Source organism: Micromonospora matsumotoense, from assembly GCF_900091525.1.
GTDB lineage: Bacteria > Actinomycetota > Actinomycetes > Mycobacteriales > Micromonosporaceae > Micromonospora > Micromonospora matsumotoensis.
This window is the reverse complement of sequence record NZ_FMCU01000017.1, coordinates 120634-137004: the sequence shown is the minus strand read 5'-3', so window position 1 is coordinate 137004 and position 16371 is coordinate 120634. Positions and strand designations below refer to the sequence as shown.

At 74.5% G+C, this 16371-nt stretch carries 18 protein-coding genes and 1 tRNA gene; 12 read left to right on the top strand and 7 right to left on the bottom strand.

Features of this window, described 5'->3' with window-relative positions; all coding sequences use genetic code 11:
• The first annotated feature begins 308 nt into the window (after positions 1 to 308).
• From GA0070216_RS26440 to GA0070216_RS26430, 3 genes are read left to right on the top strand one after another with little or no spacing between them, the layout of a single operon-like run.
• Complete coding sequence (locus GA0070216_RS26440) at positions 309 to 833, top strand: MauE/DoxX family redox-associated membrane protein (RefSeq protein ID WP_091251647.1); 525 nt, start codon at positions 309 to 311, stop codon at positions 831 to 833.
• Entirely contained in the window at positions 826 to 1542 is a 717-nt protein-coding gene (locus GA0070216_RS26435; protein WP_091251646.1) for a thioredoxin domain-containing protein, read from the top strand. Before GA0070216_RS26440 ends, GA0070216_RS26435 begins: the two co-directional genes overlap by 8 nt.
• Positions 1539 to 2633 carry a hypothetical protein gene (locus GA0070216_RS26430; protein WP_091251644.1) on the top strand — a complete coding sequence of 365 codons (1095 nt, stop codon included), beginning with the start codon at positions 1539 to 1541 and terminating at the stop codon, positions 2631 to 2633. The genes GA0070216_RS26435 and GA0070216_RS26430 overlap by 4 nt, the downstream gene beginning before the upstream one ends.
• 219 nt (positions 2634 to 2852) lie before the next feature.
• Here GA0070216_RS26430 and GA0070216_RS26425 read toward each other — a convergent pair whose 3' ends face one another.
• The 4 genes from GA0070216_RS26425 to GA0070216_RS26410 are packed head-to-tail and all read right to left on the bottom strand — an operon-like array spanning position 2853 to position 5522.
• Positions 2853 to 3617: an energy-coupling factor ABC transporter ATP-binding protein gene (locus GA0070216_RS26425; protein ID WP_091251642.1), complete on the bottom strand. Its 765-nt coding sequence runs from the start codon at positions 3615 to 3617 to the stop codon at positions 2853 to 2855.
• Positions 3614 to 4384, bottom strand: a complete 771-nt coding sequence (gene cbiQ / locus GA0070216_RS26420) for a cobalt ECF transporter T component CbiQ (protein ID WP_091251640.1) — start codon at positions 4382 to 4384, stop codon at positions 3614 to 3616. The genes GA0070216_RS26425 and cbiQ overlap by 4 nt, the downstream gene beginning before the upstream one ends.
• 14 nt (positions 4385 to 4398) lie before the next feature.
• The gene (locus GA0070216_RS26415; protein ID WP_091251637.1) at positions 4399 to 4806 is read right to left on the bottom strand and encodes a PDGLE domain-containing protein; all 408 of its coding nucleotides are present in this window, start codon (positions 4804 to 4806) and stop codon (positions 4399 to 4401) included.
• Positions 4803 to 5522 carry an energy-coupling factor ABC transporter permease gene (locus GA0070216_RS26410; RefSeq protein ID WP_091251635.1) on the bottom strand — a complete coding sequence of 240 codons (720 nt, stop codon included), beginning with the start codon at positions 5520 to 5522 and terminating at the stop codon, positions 4803 to 4805. The genes GA0070216_RS26415 and GA0070216_RS26410 overlap by 4 nt, the downstream gene beginning before the upstream one ends.
• 252 nt (positions 5523 to 5774) lie before the next feature.
• Between GA0070216_RS26410 and bcp the strand changes: the two genes are divergently transcribed.
• The 4 genes from bcp to GA0070216_RS26395 all read left to right on the top strand — a co-directional run bounded on the left by bcp (position 5775) and on the right by GA0070216_RS26395 (position 7254).
• A complete protein-coding gene (bcp, locus tag GA0070216_RS26405) occupies positions 5775 to 6251 on the top strand; it encodes a thioredoxin-dependent thiol peroxidase (protein WP_091251633.1) in 477 nt (158 codons plus the stop codon).
• 58 nt (positions 6252 to 6309) lie between these two features.
• Entirely contained in the window at positions 6310 to 6570 is a 261-nt protein-coding gene (locus GA0070216_RS34045) for a hypothetical protein (RefSeq protein WP_141723207.1), read from the top strand.
• A 5-nt stretch (positions 6571 to 6575) separates the two neighbouring features.
• Positions 6576 to 6661 (top strand) — tRNA-Leu (locus GA0070216_RS26400).
• A 65-nt stretch (positions 6662 to 6726) separates the two neighbouring features.
• Positions 6727 to 7254 carry a GNAT family N-acetyltransferase gene (locus tag GA0070216_RS26395; RefSeq protein WP_091251631.1) on the top strand — a complete coding sequence of 176 codons (528 nt, stop codon included), beginning with the start codon at positions 6727 to 6729 and terminating at the stop codon, positions 7252 to 7254.
• Between the two features lie 162 nt (positions 7255 to 7416).
• On the opposite strand, the gene GA0070216_RS36240 is transcribed toward GA0070216_RS26395, so the two are convergent.
• From GA0070216_RS36240 to GA0070216_RS26380, 3 genes are all read right to left on the bottom strand, one after another.
• Positions 7417 to 8505, bottom strand: a complete 1089-nt coding sequence (locus tag GA0070216_RS36240) for an expansin EXLX1 family cellulose-binding protein (RefSeq protein ID WP_091251630.1) — start codon at positions 8503 to 8505, stop codon at positions 7417 to 7419.
• 62 nt (positions 8506 to 8567) lie between these two features.
• The gene (locus GA0070216_RS26385; RefSeq protein ID WP_091251628.1) at positions 8568 to 8885 is read right to left on the bottom strand and encodes a hypothetical protein; all 318 of its coding nucleotides are present in this window, start codon (positions 8883 to 8885) and stop codon (positions 8568 to 8570) included.
• A gap of 173 nt (positions 8886 to 9058) precedes the next feature.
• The gene (locus GA0070216_RS26380) at positions 9059 to 9892 is read right to left on the bottom strand and encodes an O-methyltransferase (protein ID WP_091251626.1); all 834 of its coding nucleotides are present in this window, start codon (positions 9890 to 9892) and stop codon (positions 9059 to 9061) included.
• Between the two features lie 125 nt (positions 9893 to 10017).
• On the opposite strand from GA0070216_RS26380, the gene GA0070216_RS26375 reads away from it, so the two are divergent.
• The 5 genes from GA0070216_RS26375 (at position 10018) to GA0070216_RS26355 (ending at position 16331) form a co-directional block, all read left to right on the top strand.
• The gene (locus GA0070216_RS26375; protein WP_091251623.1) at positions 10018 to 11058 is read left to right on the top strand and encodes an LCP family protein; all 1041 of its coding nucleotides are present in this window, start codon (positions 10018 to 10020) and stop codon (positions 11056 to 11058) included.
• Positions 11059 to 11188: 130 nt separating this feature from the next.
• Positions 11189 to 12040 (top strand): MurR/RpiR family transcriptional regulator, encoded by an 852-nt coding sequence (locus GA0070216_RS26370; RefSeq protein WP_091251620.1) that lies wholly within the window; start codon positions 11189 to 11191, stop codon positions 12038 to 12040.
• 12 nt (positions 12041 to 12052) lie between these two features.
• Positions 12053 to 13708 carry a urocanate hydratase gene (hutU, locus tag GA0070216_RS26365; RefSeq protein ID WP_091251617.1) on the top strand — a complete coding sequence of 552 codons (1656 nt, stop codon included), beginning with the start codon at positions 12053 to 12055 and terminating at the stop codon, positions 13706 to 13708.
• Entirely contained in the window at positions 13705 to 14979 is a 1275-nt protein-coding gene (locus tag GA0070216_RS26360; protein WP_091251615.1) for an allantoate amidohydrolase, read from the top strand. Before hutU ends, GA0070216_RS26360 begins: the two co-directional genes overlap by 4 nt.
• Complete coding sequence (locus GA0070216_RS26355) at positions 14976 to 16331, top strand: formimidoylglutamate deiminase (protein ID WP_091251707.1); 1356 nt, start codon at positions 14976 to 14978, stop codon at positions 16329 to 16331. The genes GA0070216_RS26360 and GA0070216_RS26355 overlap by 4 nt, the downstream gene beginning before the upstream one ends.
• Positions 16332 to 16371 lie beyond the last annotated feature (40 nt).

Here is a 16371-nt window from a genome sequence, read left to right as displayed (position 1 = left end):
CCCCACGGCGGCACGGCGCGGCCACGGCGGCCGGGGTGCCTGCCGGAGGTGGTGGGACGTCATGAGCAGGTAGTCGTCCGGCAGCGGGGATAAGTTCCCGGCGTGAGCGGGACCATTCAAAGGGCCGAAGGACCCTGCCCCTCCCCGCCACGCCGCGTAGCCTGGCTTGTCGTGATCCCCGCTCACCGCGACCCCACCGCCACCGCCTGTAACGGCCCGCTGGCCGGCCCTGACCGGCCACCGGTGGCCCGTCCGACGACCCGGCGACCGGGCACCCGGGGGAACCCGGCGACCGGGCGGTACGACCAATGGGCGTGACCACAGCACGCACCGCCGCCGGCCGTTGGCCGGTCGTCCGGCCCTGGTTCGGCCTCGCCGCCCGGCTCGGCCTCGCCGCCGTCTGGCTGTTCGCCGGCGGCGCCAAGGTGGGTGACCTGGCCGCCTCCGGGCGGGCCGTCAACGCGTACCAGGTGATGCCGTACGAGGTGGCGACGGCGATCGGCGCGGCACTGCCCTTCGTGGAGCTGGCGCTGGGCCTGCTGCTGCTCGCCGGGCTGGCCACCCGGCTGAGCGCCGGGATCTCCGCCGCGCTGCTGCTGGTCTTCATCGCCGGCATCGCCTCGGCCTGGGCCCGTGGCCTGGCCATCGACTGCGGGTGCTTCGGCAGCGGCGGGCAGCTCGCCGCCGGCCAGGCCCCGAGCTACCTCCCGGAGATTCTCCGGGACCTGGGATTCCTGGCGCTGGCCGGATTCCTGCTGATCTGGCCCCGCACCCCGTTCTCGGTGGACGGCTGGCTCGCGGGCGACCCACCCGTGGAGGACGACGATGAGTAGTCGCAAGGGACGCAACGAGGCCGCGCGGGTGGTCCGCGAACAGCTCGCCCGGGAGAAGCGGCGCAAGCGGACGCTCTGGACGTCCGTCGGCGCGGTGGTGGTGCTGGTGATCGCCGGGCTGATCGGGTGGAGCGTCTACTCCAGCCAGAAGTCGGACACCTTCACCGCCCCGCCGGGGGCCAACGACGCCGGTACCGGCGTCGTGCTCGGCACCGGGCCGGTCACCATCGACCTCTACGAGGACTACCTCTGCCCGGCCTGCAAGCAGTTCCAGCAGGCCAGCGGCGAGACCGTCAACCAGTTGGTCTCCTCCGGCAAGGCCAAGGTGGTCTTCCACCCGGTCGCCTACCTCAACCGGTTCTCCACCACCGAATACTCCACCCGGTCCTCGGCCGCGTCCGGCTGCGCCGCCAAGGGCGGCAAGTTCAAGGAGTTCACCGACGCGCTCTTCGCCCAGCAGCCCGCCGAGGGCAGCGCCGGGCTGAGCAACGACCAGCTGATCGACATCGGCGCGGGGGTGGGGCTGGACAGGGACGACTTCGGTTCCTGCGTCAGGGACGGGACGTACACGGCGTGGACCGAACACGTCACCGACGACGCCAGCAAGGCCGGGGTCACCGGCACCCCGACCATCAAGGTGAACGGCACCGCCGTGGAGGACCGCAGCCCGGCCGGCATCACCGCAGCGGTGGAGGCGGCCGGCAAGTGACTCCGGCACCCCTGCGCCGGGCCGTCCTGCTGCTCACCGCCGCACTGCTCGGACTGCTCGGCTCCGCCGCACCGGCGTACGCGCACGGGGCGGACGCCCCCGACGGCACCGACTACCGCACGGCGGTGACCGGGATCACCCCGGCCCGACCGGGGCTGACCGTCCGGGCCGTCGAGGCGGGCGCCCGGCTGGAACTGGTCAACCACACCGGCCGGGACGTCGAGGTGATCGGCTACTCCGGGGAGCCGTACCTGCGGGTCGGGCCGGGCGGGGTGTACGAGAACAGCCGCTCCCCCGCCACGTACCTCAACCGCACCCTGGCCGGCGACACCGCGCTGCCTGCCACCGCCGACCCGGCCGCCGCGCCGCAGTGGCGCAGGATCGGCGACGACCGGCGGGTCCGCTGGCACGACCAGCGGGTCCTGTGGCGGGAGTCCGGGGTGCCCGCCCCGGTGGCCGCCGACCCGGACCGGGAGCATCGGGTCCGCGACTGGACGGTGCCGTTGCGCGACGGCGTCGAACCGGTGGAGCTGCGCGGCACCCTCGACTGGGTCCCGCCGCCGGACCCGTACCCGTGGTGGGTGGCCGCCACCCTCGGTGCCCTGCTGGTCGCCGCGGCGGGGCTGCTGCCGGCCGGCACCGGCGCGGGGAGCCGGGCGCTGCGCGGCGTCGGCGCGGTGCTCGCCCTCGGTGGTGTCGCCGCCGTCGCCCTGGTGCTGGGGCGGGAGCTGGACGCCGGGGCGCAGGGCGTCGGCGGGGTGCTGCTCGGGCTGGCCGCCGGGCAGCTCTGGCCGCTGCTGACCGGGCTGGGCGCGCTGGCGGCCGGCGGCTGGGCGCTGACCCGACGGCCCGCCGCCGACTTCGTGCTCGCCCTGGCCGGCGCGTGCCTGACCCTCTTCGTCGGCGTCGCCAACCTGACCGTGCTGTCCCGCGCGGTCGCCCCGGTGCCCTGGTCCGGCGGCACCGCGCGGGTGCTGCTGACCGGGGTGCTGATCGCCGGGGTGGGCGCGGTCGGCGCCGGCCTCCTCCGGCTGCACGCCGCCGCCCGCGCCGCCGCTCCCCGGACCGCCGCCGACCCGGCCCGGACCTGACCCGGCCCGGACCTGACCCGGCCCGGACGTGACCGCGCCTGCCGGCCCCGGCGTGGCGACCATGCCCCCGGGCACCGGGATGCGGGCTTCCTGAGGCAGCCGGTGAGGGCCGGGGCCGGTTGCCGGCATCGCGGGGTGCTCCCGGGGCCGTCCCGGCCCGACCCACCACCCGCGCGGCTCCGGCAATCGCGGGGTGCTGCCGGGGCAGGCCCGCGGCGATCAGCCGATCGGTCGGGGGTGGAAGCCGTAGGGCAGTTCCAGGCGGTGGCGGGAGAGCAGGGCCGAGTCGGCGAGCAGATCGGCGGTGGGGGCGTCCGCGACGATCCGGCCGGCGTCCAGGATGACCGCCCGTTCGCACAGCTCCGCCGCGTAGGGCAGGTCGTGGGTGACCATCAGCAGGGTCACCGGCAGGGCGCGCAGGATCTCGGCCAGCTCCCGGCGGGCCGCCGGGTCCAGGTTGGACGACGGCTCGTCGAGGACCAGGATCTCCGGGCGCATCGCCAGCACGGTGGCCACCGCCACCCGGCGACGCTGCCCGAACGACAGGTGGTGCGGGGCCCGGTCCCGGTGCTCGGCCATCCCCACCGCGGTCAGCGCCTCGTCCACCCGGGCGGCCAGCTCGGCGCCGCGCAGCCCCAGGTTGGCCGGGCCGAACGCCACGTCCTCGGCCACCGTGGGCAGGAAGAGCTGGTCGTCCGGGTCCTGGAAGACGATGCCCACCCGGCGACGGATCTCGGCCAGGGTGTCCCGGTCCCGGGACACCGTCAGCCCGCCCACGCTCACCACCCCCTCGGTCGGGGTGAGGATGCCGTTGAGGTGCAGCACCAGCGTGGTCTTGCCGGCGCCGTTCGGGCCGAGCAGGGCCACCCGGCCACCGCGCGGCACGGCCAGGTCCACCCCGGCCAGGGCGACATGACCGTCCGGGTACGCGTACCGGACGCCACGGACGTCCAGGGAGACAGCGGTCTGCACGTACCCGATCATGTCAGGGCGACGGCCGTCGCGGCGATGGTCACCGCCACGAAGGGCACGGTCGCCGCCGCCGCCCACTGGCCGGCGGTCGCCGCGTCGGACCCCTGCCAGACCGCCGGCATCCGCCCGGTGTAGCCCCGGGAGAGCATCGCCAGATAGACCCGCTCACCGCGTTCGAAGGCGCGCAGGAACAGCGCGCCCACCCCGGCGGCGAAGCCGCGCAGCTGCCACAGGAAACGCGGGTCGTCGCCCCGGGAGATCCGGGCCACCCGCATCCGGCGGGCCTCACCGACCAGCACGTCGAGGTAGCGCAGCATGAACGTGGCGATCTGGGTGATGATCTGCGGGCAACGCAGCCGGTCCAGGCCGACGATCAGGTCCCGGGTGGTGGTGGTCGCGGCCAGCAGCAGCGACGCGAGCACCCCGAGGGTGCCCTTGGCGACGATGTTCCACGCCCCGTGCAGGCCGTCCACCGACAGGCTCAACCCGGCGACATCGGTACGCGCACCGGCGCCGAGGAACGGCAGGGCGACGGCGAAGAGCACGAACGGCAGCTCGATCGTGGCGCGCAGCAACAGCCAGCGCGGACCGACCCGGGCCAGCGCGGCGACGACGGCGACCAGCACGGCGTACCCGCCGAAGGCCCAGAACGCCTCGCGCGGGGTGGCCACCACGGCGACGGTGAACAGCACCATCGCGGCGATCTTCACCTCGGGCGCCAGCCGGTGCACCGGGGAGGGGATGTCCCGGTAGAGCACGTGCGCGTGTCCGGCGCCCATGTCGTACCGCCTGGTCAGCCGACGGTGCCGGCGGGCTGCCGGTCGTCGTCGTGGCCGGCGGGCCGCCCGTCGGGGCCGGGGGTGTCGGCCGGGCGACGGCGCAGCAGCCAGAACAGGCCGCCGCCGACGGCGAAGGTGAGCAGCACCCCGACCACCCCGGACAGGCCGGTGGAGAGGAAACCGTTGTCCACGCCCCGGATGCCGTAGTCGGCGAGCGGGCTGTCGGCCAACTCGTGGTCCCTGGCCCGCTGGGCCGGGCAGGAGCCGCCGGTGATCTCGTCGTCGGCGTTCACCGTGCAGCCTTTGAGCAGCGACGAGTCCAGGCCGTCCGGGTGCGACGAGGCGTAGTTGCTGACCACGCCGGCCAGCAGCAGGGCGACCAGCAGGCCGGCCGCCACGAAACCCCAGGAACGCTTCCTCACCGGACACCTCCGACAGCCGGGACGGGGGCCGGCGCGGTCGCCGGCTTCAGCGCGCGCAACGCGTACACCAGATCGGGTCGGACCTTGGCGACGGTGGCGACCGTGGTCGCGGTGATCAGCCCCTCGCCGATGCCGATCAGCAGGTGCACGCCGGCCATCGTGCCGGCCAGGCCGGCCAGGTTGCCGCCCAGGTCGGTGGTGCCGCCGAGCCAGTACTGCACGACGAACCCCTGGGACGCGACCACCACGCTGACCAGCGCCGAGACGAACGCGGTCACGGCCAGACCGGTGGGGGTGCGGGGCAGCACCCGCAGCAGGCCGGCGATCAGCAGGTACGCCGCCGCGGTGCCGAGCAGCGCCATGTTGGTGATGTTCAGGCCGAGCATGGCGACGCCGCCGTCACCGAAGACCAGGGCCTGCACGATCAGCACCACCGACACGCAGAGCGCGCCGACCCACGGGCCGACCAGCAGCGCGGCGAGCGCGCCGCCGAGCAGGTGACCGGAGACCCCGGCCGTGAAGATCGGGAAGTTGAGCATCTGCACGGCGAAGATGAACGCGGCGACCAGGCCGGCCATCGGCGCCAACCGGTCGTCCAGGTCACGCCGGCCGCGCAGCACGCAGAAGGTCAGGGCGGCCAGCGCGACGGCCGCGAAGACGCCCGCGACGGGACCGTTGATGATCCCGTTCGAGATGTGCATCGCCAGGGTTTCCACATGACCTCCAGTCGGCCGGCGGGCTCAGCCTATTTCCCGTGGTCCGTTGTTGCCAAGGTGCGGCAACAAGCCATGTGTGGTTCACCGGCGGGCCAGCGCCGGGTCACCAACCGGCCTGGGTCCCGCCCGCGTTGCCGGGAACGCCGGGCCCCGAACGCTCCCGCACGGGCGACGCCCTGGCCCGCCGGAACGCCCCGGGTGTCCCGGCGGGGATCGGCCGGCCCGTCACCGCCCGGCGGTAGGGTCGTCGCCATGACCGCGCCCGACCGGCTCGCCCCCGGCGACCCCGCTCCCGACTTCACCCTCCCCACCGACACCGGGGAGACGCTCGCCCTGGCCGCGCTGCGCGGTCGCCGGGTCATCCTGTACGCCTACCCGGCCGCGATGACTCCCGGCTGCACCAAGCAGGCCTGCGACTTCCGCGACTCGCTCGCCTCGTTGCAGGCCGCCGGTTACGAGGTGGTCGGCATCTCCCCCGACAAGCCCGCCAAGCTGGCGAAGTTCCGCGAGCGCGACGCGATCACCTTCCCGCTGGTCGCCGACGTCGACAAGGCGGTGCTCACCGCGTACGGCGCCTTCGGCGAGAAGCAGCTCTACGGCCGTACGGTGACCGGGGTGATCCGGTCCACCTTCGTCATCGACCCGGACGGAAAGGTCGAGCACGCGTTCTACAACGTCAAGGCCACCGGCCACGTCGCCAAGCTGCGCCGCGACCTCGGCCTCGCCTGAGCCCGTCGCACCCGGCCACTACGGTCGGTAGCTGGTCCGATACCGATACCCACCCCCGGTGCTCGCCGAGGCAGCCACCGCCGCCCACTCCGTCGCCGGTGTGCTGAGGCTGCTCGGCGTTCGCCTCAACCGCGCTTCCCCGCACCATCAGACCGTGGTCGGGTATGCGCTGGCCCGTCCCGAGCCGGGTCCTCGAAAACCGGCCGAGTTCATCCGGCAGGCGACGGACGGCACCTGCGCCCTCAGTCACGGGTCGGTCTCGAACATTCTGCATCGGACCGGGCTCTCCACCGTTTCCGCGCGACGTTCTAAACTCTGACCCGAGCGGGAGTGGCGGAATGGCAGACGCGATAGGTTTAGGTCCTATTGTCCGAAAGGGCGTGGGGGTTCAAGTCCCCCCTCCCGCACCACAACGTCCTGTCGGCAACGTCACGATCGCGGGTCCGCGACGGGTCGGGGCAGCAGGATTGGCGGCGTGAGCCTGCGCTTCGTCCTCGACCCCGACCTCACCCCCGAGCTGCGGGAACGCGTCATCGACCTCTGGGTCGACGTCACCAACGCCGGTGGCGCGGTCGGCTTCGTCGCCCCCGTCACCACCACCGACGTACGCCCCGTCGCCGAGGCGACCTTCGCCGCCGTCACCCACGGACCGGACCGGCTGCTGGTCGGCTACGAGGGCGACCGACCGGTCGCGGTGCTGTTCCTCGCCGACAACCGGTTCCGGCTGAAGGCCCACTGGGGCACCCTCAAGCGGGTGATGGTCCACCCGGACGCCCAGGGACGCGGGCACGGGCAGGCGCTGATGCGGGAGGCCGCCCGGCGCGCGCCCGAGCTGGGTTGGCAGGCGCTGCACGTGACGGTGCGCGGCGGGCTGGGCCTGGAGAAGTTCTACGACCGGCTCGGTTACCGCGAGGTGGGCCGGCTGCCGGGCGCGCTGCGGGTGGCGCCCGGCGACGACCGCGACGAGATCCTGATGTGGCGCGACCTGGACACCCCGGCCTGACCACCCCGCGACCACCGCTCGATCGACTCAGGTCCGGCGACGCGGCGGTATCGGTGGCTCCGCTACCGCGACCTCCCCGAGGTGGTGACGCGGGCCGGCCCAACCCCGCGAGCCGGGACAGCGCGAGGGACGGGCAGCACGAGGTGGTAGGCCGGCGGGCGGTCAGCTCCGCGCGGCGCAGTCGACCGGCCGGCTGACGTCCGACGCCGACGATGCGGCGAGCGCGGGTGGGCCGGTCCCGTCCTGCGGGGCGGGTGGGGCGGCGGAGGCGACCGCCGACGGGCTGGCGGGGGTCCGGCTCGGGGTGGCGCTGGGGCGGGGCGAGGGCGGCCGGGTGGACGGGGCGGTCCGCGCGGCCGGGGCGCTGCCGCCGTACATCTTCACGGTGCTGCGCTGGACGCGGCCGGGGGACATGGTGACGCCGGTGGCGGTGACGCGGTGGCCGTACACGTCGGTGACCCGGACGGCGTACGGGCCGGGGCCGGCCCCGGAGTCGATCAGCCAGTAGTTGTAGTCCTGCCGGGCGGCGGTGCGCCAGGCACCGGAGCCCTGTCGTACCTCGACGGCGCGTAGCGGGTTGCCGTGCTCGGCGACCAGCGCGGCGAACCAGTACTGCGACGCACCCTCCTTGATCCGGAAGGTGAGCGGGCCGGACAGCGCCGGGTCGACCGCCGCGCGGTAGCTGACGCCGACGATGCCCTGCACCGGGTCGGCGATCCGGGCGAACGCCTCGCGGGAGAGGTCGACGTGCCCGGGGGCGCACTCCGGGCACTGGTCCATGATCAGGACCCGGACGGTGCCCCGGGGACCGGTGACGTCGAGGTAGCCACCACAGGCAGCACCGGCGCTGTACTCGGTGGGGCCGAGCGCCACGTAGAGCCGGTTGGCCGGGGCGGACGGATACGAGCAGTTCCCACCGGCCCCCTTCGAGTCGTAGAAGGTGGCCTTACCCTTGTGGACCGCACCGCCGATGGGCGGAGCCGCCAGCGGCATCTGCCCGGCGGCCAGGGCGACACCGGCCGGCGCGGCAAGCCCGGCCGGCGCGGCGGCGCAGGCGGGGGCGGCACCGGAGCGCAGCGCCAGGCTCAGCCCGAGCACTGTGGCGAGCGCGGCCACGCCCCCGGCGGCCAGCCAGCGGCGACGTCCGCCACCCCGGGCACGGCGACGCCCCGGCCCGGGACGCCCGACGGACCCGTCGGGGGCCGGCCCGGGATCGCCGGTGGATTCCTCGGACACGCTGCCATCGGTCACGCCGACCGATGCTGCCGGAGCGGGCGACCCGGGACAAGCCGGCTAAGCGAAAGCTAAGCCGGTCAGCCGATCTGGTTGCGGTAGTGCCCGGACGCGATCACGGTGAGCGACCGCAGCGGCTCGGCGACCTCCGGTCGGGTGCGCAGCAGATCCTCCAGGCGGACCCGCCAACGGCCGGCTTCGACGGCGGCGGCGTCGGGGGTGGTCCGGGCCCACGGCCGCAGCCGCTGCTGGGTGTCCCGCAGGGACCGCGCGTGGTCGGGGCCGAGCAGCGCGCCGACTTCGGCGCACAACCAGTCGAAGAGCCGGTCGTCGGGGACGGCCGAGACGATCAGCCGGGCCATGTCCCAGGCCACGCGGGGCTGGTGGAGAACCTGCATCTCGACTCCTTCGTCGACGGTGGTGGCGATTCGGCCATCATCGATCCGTGACCGCCCCTGGGGCAACCCCCGGCCGGCGGAGGACGCCTCGACCGTCCGGCACCGCCCCTGCCTCGGTGTGCCGCCCACCGCCCGGTCCCGCCGGCCAGGCCCGGTGCACCGTCGGCCGGACCTCACCAGGCGACACCGATGCCGTCGCCGGGATACCAGTGGTCGAGCGGGGTCTCCCGGTAGGCGAGGAACCGACGGCCGGTGCGCTCGGCGTGCTCGGCCAGGACGCCGGTGGTGGTGACGTTGTCGGTGAGCAGGATCGCGCCGGGGGCCAGCTTCGGCTCGACGGCGTCGCACTCGCGGCGTTCGTGGTCGTGGCTGTGGTCGCTGTCGTGCAGGAACAGGTCGACCGGCCGGTCCAGGGCGGCGATCGCGGTGACCGAGTCGCCGACCACCAGGTCGATCACGTCGGACCAGGGCGCGCTGCGGGCCAGGTAGCCGGCCTCCGGGTTGACGTCCAGCGAGGTGAGCCGGCCGGGGTGCCCCTCGGCGGCGTTGCGCAGCAGGGCGGCGGCGAGCACGCAGCTGCCCAGCCCCTTGTCGGTGCCGGTCTCGACGACGTGGGCGGGCCGGGTGGCCCGGACGATCGCGTACCAGCCGACCCGGCGCGCGTAGCGGACCCGACGGTCGGCCAGGCCGCGCCGGGCGGACCGGGCGGTGGCCTGTTCGATGTGCCGGCGCAGCGCCGCGTCGCCGGTGATCTCGGCGAGGTATCCCCGGACCTGGGCCACCGGGACGTCGCAGACCACGCTGACGAACCAGGTCAGGTGCTGCCGGCTGAGCTGGGTCAGCTCGTAGGTGTAGTTGTGGTGTTCCCGGGAGGTGGCGAGCCACCGGGCCGAGGCGCGGAGCACCTTCGCGTCGTAGCGGGCGACCCGGGCGAGTCGGCCGGGGAAGGCGGCCACCGGTGCCAGCGGGGTACGGGCGATGGCCCGGCGCAGTTTCGTCGCATCCACGGCGAGGTTCTACCAGCCGCAGGTGACCAGCGACTGAACGTCCAGCGTACGGCAGCTTTTCGGCCCTCGGCCCGTCGGGCGTACGCGGGCTGCCCGACTGCGTGACGGCTCAGTAACATGCGGCCATGGCCGCAGGCGAACATCTCTCGGATTCCGTCCCCGTCGCGTCCCCCGAGAGCCCCGGTCCACCACCGAAGCGACGGCGGGGCTGGCGGATCGCCCTCGTGGTGATGCTGGCGCTGGTCCTGCTCGGGGCGGGCGGCGTCGGTGCGGGCGCGCTCTATCTGCGCTCGGTGGACAAGGACGTCGAACGGGTGGACGCCTTCACCGGGGTGCCGGCGGAGAGCCGGCCGCCGGTGGTGGCCCGGGACGCCACGAACATCATGATCCTGGGCAGCGACTCCCGGGACCCGGAACGAACCGAGGGGTCCCGCACCGACACGATCATCCTGGCTCACCTGCCGAAGGACCGGAAGAGCGCCCAGCTCGTCTCGATCCCCCGCGACACCTGGGTCCGGGTGCCCCGGTCGACCGACGGCCGGCACGGCGGCCGGACCGCGAAGATCAACGCGGCGTACGCCTGGGGTGGGATTCCGCTGATGGTGCAGACCGTCGAGGAGTTCACCCGGGTGCACGTCGACCACGTGGCGGTGGTCGACTTCGCCGGTTTCCAGGAGATCATCGATGCCCTGGGCGGGGTGGACATCACCGTCGACCACCGGTTCACCTCGATCCATCCGCCGCTGCGCACCTTTTCGGCCGGCCGGCAGACGATGGACGGCGCGACGGCGCTGGACTACTCCCGGCAGCGCAAGCAGTTCCCCGACGGCGACTTCGCCCGGATCCGGCACCAGCAGCAGGTGATCCGGGCGATCCTCGACAAGGCGGCCACCGGCGGCATCCTGACCAGCCCGGGGAAGCTCAACGACTTCGTCCGGGCCGCCTCGTCGTCGGTCTCCGTCGACCGGGAGATGTCGCTGCTGGACCTGGCGACCGAGCTGCGCGGCCTGCGGGGCGGCAACCTGACCTTCGTCACCAGCCCGTCGCGGGGCACCGGTCGGGTGGGCACCGAGAGCGTGGTCTTCGCCGACGCGCAGAAGTCGCGGGAGTTCTACGACGCGGTCCGCCGGGACGCCACCGCCGAGATCGTCCGCGCCGCCCGCTGACCCGCCGCCGGGCGCGTGCCGCTGGGGCGGTGCATGCGCGCAACTCCCGTCCGGCAGGCCGCCCCGCATTCCGGCAGGTGTGCTGCCGGAACGCCTTGCTCCTGAAATATTTCATGCATAGAGTCGCGGCATGAATGACGGAGCCGTCGTCGCGTCGCCGGACCGGCTGCTCGACCTGTTCCACGGGGTCCGGCTCACCCCCACCCAGCGGCGCATCGCGCACTGCCTGGTGCAGCACGCGGGCACCGTGGCCTACCTGTCGGCCGCCGAGGTGGCGGAGCTGGCCGGGGTCAGCCAGCCGTCGGTGACCCGGTTCGCCGTGGCGCTCGGTCACGACGGCTACCCGGCGCTGCGCCGCCGGCTGCGCGAGCTGACCGCCGCCGACCCCGACGGTCGCCCCGACGACGGCAACGAACTGCAACTCGCGGTACGCGCCGAGATGGCGAACCTGGAACGGCTGGCCGGCGAGTTGGCCGACCGGGACAAGATCGCCACCGCCGGCCGGCTGCTCGCGGCGAGCCGCCCACTGCCGGTGCTCGGCCTGCGCGCCGCCGCGCCGCTGGCCGCCTACTTCGCCTACTTCGCCGCCAAGGTGCTCCCCGACGTCCGGGTCCTCGACGACGGCGGCAGCCTGCTCACCGACCGGCTCGAACAGGCCGCCTCGGCCGGGGCGGACGCGCTGCTGGCCTTCGTGCTGCCCCGCTACCCCCGGGAGACCCTCGACGCGCTGCGCGCCGCCCGCGACGCCGGCCTCACCGTCGTCGCGATCACCGACTCCCCGGTCAGCCCCGCCACCGAGTACGCCGCACTGGTGCTCCCCGCCGCCGTCGGCACCGACCTCGTCTTCGACCTGCACACCGCCCCGATGACCCTGGCGATGGTGGTGCTCCAGGCCATCTGCGACGCCGCACCGCTCCAGACCCAGCGCCGCCTGGAGGCGTTCGAGTCGTCCGCCGCCCGTCGTCAGTTGTTCCTCGGCTGAGAGGAGTACGCCATGCACCAGCCCGTCCGCGCCGCCCGCGGCACCACCCGTACCGCGAAGGGGTGGCCGCAGGAGGCCGCCCTGCGGATGCTGATGAACAACCTCGACCCGGAGGTGGCCGAACGCCCCGACGACCTGGTGGTCTACGGCGGCACCGGGAAGGCGGCCCGGGACTGGCCGTCGTACCACGCGCTGGTGCGCACCCTCACCGAACTGCGCGACGACGAGACGATGCTGGTGCAGTCGGGCCGCCCCGTCGGGGTCATGCGGACCCACGAGTGGGCCCCCCGGGTGCTGCTGGCCAACTCCAACCTGGTCGGCGACTGGGCCACCTGGCCGGAGTTCCGCCGGTTGGAGTCGCTCGGCCTGACCATGTACGGGCAGATGACCGCCGGTTCGTGGATCTACATCGGCACCCAGGGCATCCTCCAGGGCACCTACGAGACGTTCGCCGCGGTCGCCGCGAAGTGCTTCGGCGGCAGTCTCGCCGGGACGCTGACCCTCACCGCCGGCTGCGGTGGGATGGGCGGGGCGCAACCCCTCGCGGTCACCATGAACGACGGGGTCTGCCTGATCGTGGACGTGGACCGGACCCGGCTCGACCGGCGGGTGCACGACCGCTACCTCGACGAGGTCGCCGACGACCTGGACGACGCCGTCGCCCGGGTGCTGGCCGCGAAGCGGGACCGGCGGGCGCTGAGCGTCGGCGTGGTCGGCAACGCCGCCACGGTCTTCCCCGAACTGCTCCGCCGGGGCGTCGCCATCGACGTGGTGACCGACCAGACCAGCGCGCACGACCCGCTGTCGTACCTGCCGGAGGGGGTGGAGCTGGCCGACGCGCGGGACTACGCGGCGGCGAAGCCGGCCGAGTACACCGACCGGGCACGGGCGTCGATGGCCAGGCACGTCGAGGCGATGGTCGGCTTCCTCGACGCGGGTGCGGAGGTGTTCGACTACGGCAACTCGATCCGGGGCGAGGCGCAGTCGGGCGGGTACGCGCGGGCGTTCGACTTCCCCGGCTTCGTGCCGGCGTACATCCGGCCGCTGTTCTGCGAGGGCAGGGGGCCGTTCCGCTGGGCGGCGCTCTCCGGTGACCCGGCCGACATCGCCGCCACCGACCGGGCCGTGCTCGACCTGTTCCCGGAGAACGAGTCGCTGGCCCGGTGGATGCGGATGGCCGCCGACCGGGTCGCCTTCCAGGGACTGCCGGCCCGGATCTGCTGGCTGGGCTACGGCGAGCGGGACGTCGCCGGGGTGCGGTTCAACGACATGGTCGCCTCCGGTGAGCTGTCCGCACCGGTCGTGATCGGCCGGGACCACCTGGACTGCGGCAGCGTCGCCAGCCCCTACCGGGAGACCGAGGCGATGGCCGACGGGTCCGACGCGATCGCCGACTGGCCGCTGCTCAACGCGCTGGTCAACACCGCCAGCGGGGCGTCCTGGGTGTCCATCCACCACGGCGGCGGAGTGGGCATCGGCCGGTCCATCCACGCCGGTCAGGTCTGCGTCGCCGACGGCACCGCGCTGGCCGGGCAGAAGATCGAACGGGTGCTCAGCAACGACCCGGCGATGGGCGTCATCCGGCACGTCGACGCCGGCTACGACACCGCCCGCGAGGTCGCCGAGCGCACCGACGTCCGCATCCCCATGGCGGAGGGCACCGCGTGAGCGACCTCGCCGGCCGGTTCCGGGAGTTGTGGGACGGGATCGCGCCCGTCGGCCGGGACGCCGACAGCGGCGGCTATCTGCGGTACGCGCTGACCGCGCCGGAGCTGCGGCTGCGGGAGTGGTTCCGGGCGCAGGCCGACCACCGGGGCATGCCGGTCAGCGAGGACGGCAACGGCAACCTGTTCGCCTGGTGGGGCGACCCGCCCACCGGCACCCAGGCCAACGACGCACACGCCACCGGCACCCGGGACAGCAGCACGCAGGACCGCGACGGGCCGACCAGGGGCGGGGCGGTGCTCACCGGCAGCCACTTCGACTCGGTGCCGCACGGCGGGGCGTACGACGGGCCGCTCGGCATCGTCAGCGCGTTCCTCGCCGTGGACGAGCTGCGGGCCGCCGGGGCCACCCCGGTCCGGCCGGTGGTGGTGGCCGCGTTCGTCGAGGAGGAGGGGGCCCGGTTCGGCGTACCGTGTCTGGGGTCCCGGCTGCTCACCGGCGAGATCGACGTCGACCGCGCGGCCGGGCTGCGCGACGCGGCCGGGGTGAGCTTCGCCGAGGCGCTGGGCCACCGGCCGGCGGGGGCCGACCCGGCGCTGCTGGGCCGGTTCGCCGCCTTCGTGGAGCTGCACGTCGAGCAGGGCCGGGCGCTGGTCGACGCCGACGCGCCGGTCGCGGTGGCGAGCGCCATCTGGCCGCACGGGCGGTGGCGCTTCGAGCTGCGCGGCGAGGGCAACCACGCCGGTACGACCCGGATGGCCGACCGCCGCGACCCGATGCTCACGTTCGCGTTCACCGTGCTGGCGGCGAACAAGGAGGCCCGGTTGCGCGGCGCGCACGCCACCGTCGGTCGGGTGGCGGTGGAACCGAACGCCACCAACGCGATCCCGTCGAAGGTGACCGGCTGGCTCGACGCCCGGGCCGCCGAACCGGAGACCCTGCACGACCTGGTCGAGGCGGTGCAGGCCAAGGCCGCCGAGCGGGCCCGGCGCGACGGCACCGCGCTGACCGTGACCCCGGAGTCGACCACGCAGTTGGTCGCCTTCGACGGTGGGCTGGCCGGGCGGTTGGCGGCGCTGCTGGCCGCGCCGGTGCTGCCCACCGGGGCCGGCCACGACGCCGGGGTGCTGGCCGCGCACCTGCCCACCGCGATGCTGTTCGTACGCAACCCGACCGGGGTGTCGCACTCCCCCGCCGAGTCGGCCACCGACGACGACTGTACGGCCGGGGTGGTCGCGCTGGCCCGGGTGCTGGAGGAGCTGGCATGCCACTGACCCGTTGGCTGGCCGAGCAGGCGTGGCTGCCCGATCATGCCGCGCCGACCCCGGACGTGCTGATCGAGGCCGAGGACGGCCGGTTCACCGCCGTCACCCCGCTCGCCCGGGGCGCGTCGCCGCACACCGGGGTCGAGGTGCTCGCCGAGGCGGTACGGCTGCCCGGGCTCACCCTCCCCGGCCTGGCCAACGCCCACTCGCACGCCTTCCACCGGGCGCTGCGCGGGCGTACCCACGGCGGCCGGGGTGACTTCTGGAGCTGGCGGGACGTGATGTACGACGTCGCCGGCCGGCTCGATCCCGACTCCTACCTGGCCCTGGCCCGCGCCGCGTACGCCGAGATGGCGTTGTCCGGGGTCACCTGCGTCGGTGAGTTCCACTACCTGCACCACGGCCCCGACGGCCACCCGTACGACGATCCGAACGCGATGGGCGCGGCGCTGGTCGAGGCGGCGGCGCAGGCCGGCATCCGGATCACCCTGCTGGACGCCTGTTACCTGACCGCCTCGGTGGCCGGTGAGCCGTTGGCCGGGACGCAGCGGCGCTTCGGCGACGGGGACGCGCTGCGCTGGGCGGACCGGGTCGACGGGTTCCGGCCGGCCGGGGCGCACGCGCTGCGCGGAGCGGCGATCCACTCGGTGCGCGCGGTGCCGGCGGACCAGCTCGCCACCGTCGCCGGGTGGGCGTACCGGCAGGGCGCCCCGCTGCACGTGCACCTGTCGGAGCAGCCCGCCGAGAACGACGCCTGCCGGACGGTGCACGGGCGTACGCCGACCGGGCTGCTCGCCGACCGTGGGGTGCTCGGCCCGGACGTCACCGCCGTGCACGCCACCCACCCGACCAGCGCCGATCTGGCCCTGCTGGCGGAGCACCGGACCGGGGTGTGTCTCTGCCCCACCACCGAACGGGACCTGGCCGACGGGATCGGGCCGGCCCGGCTGATGGCCGACGCCGGCATCCCGCTGAGCCTGGGCAGCGACAGCCACGCCGTGGTCGACCTGTTCGAGGAGGCCCGCGCGGTGGAGCTGGACGAGCGGCTGCGTACCCGGCGACGCGGGCACTTCACCGCCGCCGCGCTGCGCGACGCGGCCACCGTCACCGGGCACGCCGCGCTGGGCTGGGCCGACGCCGGGCGGATCGCCGTCGGCGAACGCGCCGACCTGGTCACGGTCCGACTGGACAGCCCGCGTACCGCCGGGGTGCCGCCGGTGGGGGTGTTCTTCGCGGCCACCGCCGCCGACGTCGACCAGGTGGTGGTGGACGGGCGGCAGGTGGTGCGCGACGGGCGGCACCTGACCGTGGACGTGCCGGTGGAGCTGCGCGCCGCGATCGTGGCGGTGACCGGTGCCTAGCCGTACCAGTCCGGCGACGCGCGGAACGCGACGCCCGGCG

Excerpts from the sequence above, each read along its gene's own strand:
- GA0070216_RS26440 (WP_091251647.1), top strand. The coding sequence starts at position 309 with ATGGGCGTGACCACAGCACGCACCGCCGCCGGCCGTTGGCCGGTCGTC.
- GA0070216_RS26435 (WP_091251646.1), top strand. The coding sequence starts at position 826 with ATGAGTAGTCGCAAGGGACGCAACGAGGCCGCGCGGGTGGTCCGCGAA.
- GA0070216_RS26425 (WP_091251642.1), bottom strand. The coding sequence starts at position 3,617 with ATGATCGGGTACGTGCAGACCGCTGTCTCCCTGGACGTCCGTGGCGTC.
- cbiQ (WP_091251640.1), bottom strand. The coding sequence starts at position 4,384 with ATGGGCGCCGGACACGCGCACGTGCTCTACCGGGACATCCCCTCCCCG.
- bcp (WP_091251633.1), top strand. The coding sequence starts at position 5,775 with ATGACCGCGCCCGACCGGCTCGCCCCCGGCGACCCCGCTCCCGACTTC.
- GA0070216_RS26385 (WP_091251628.1), bottom strand. The coding sequence starts at position 8,885 with ATGCAGGTTCTCCACCAGCCCCGCGTGGCCTGGGACATGGCCCGGCTG.
- GA0070216_RS26375 (WP_091251623.1), top strand. The coding sequence starts at position 10,018 with ATGGCCGCAGGCGAACATCTCTCGGATTCCGTCCCCGTCGCGTCCCCC.
- GA0070216_RS26370 (WP_091251620.1), top strand. The coding sequence starts at position 11,189 with ATGAATGACGGAGCCGTCGTCGCGTCGCCGGACCGGCTGCTCGACCTG.
- hutU (WP_091251617.1), top strand. The coding sequence starts at position 12,053 with ATGCACCAGCCCGTCCGCGCCGCCCGCGGCACCACCCGTACCGCGAAG.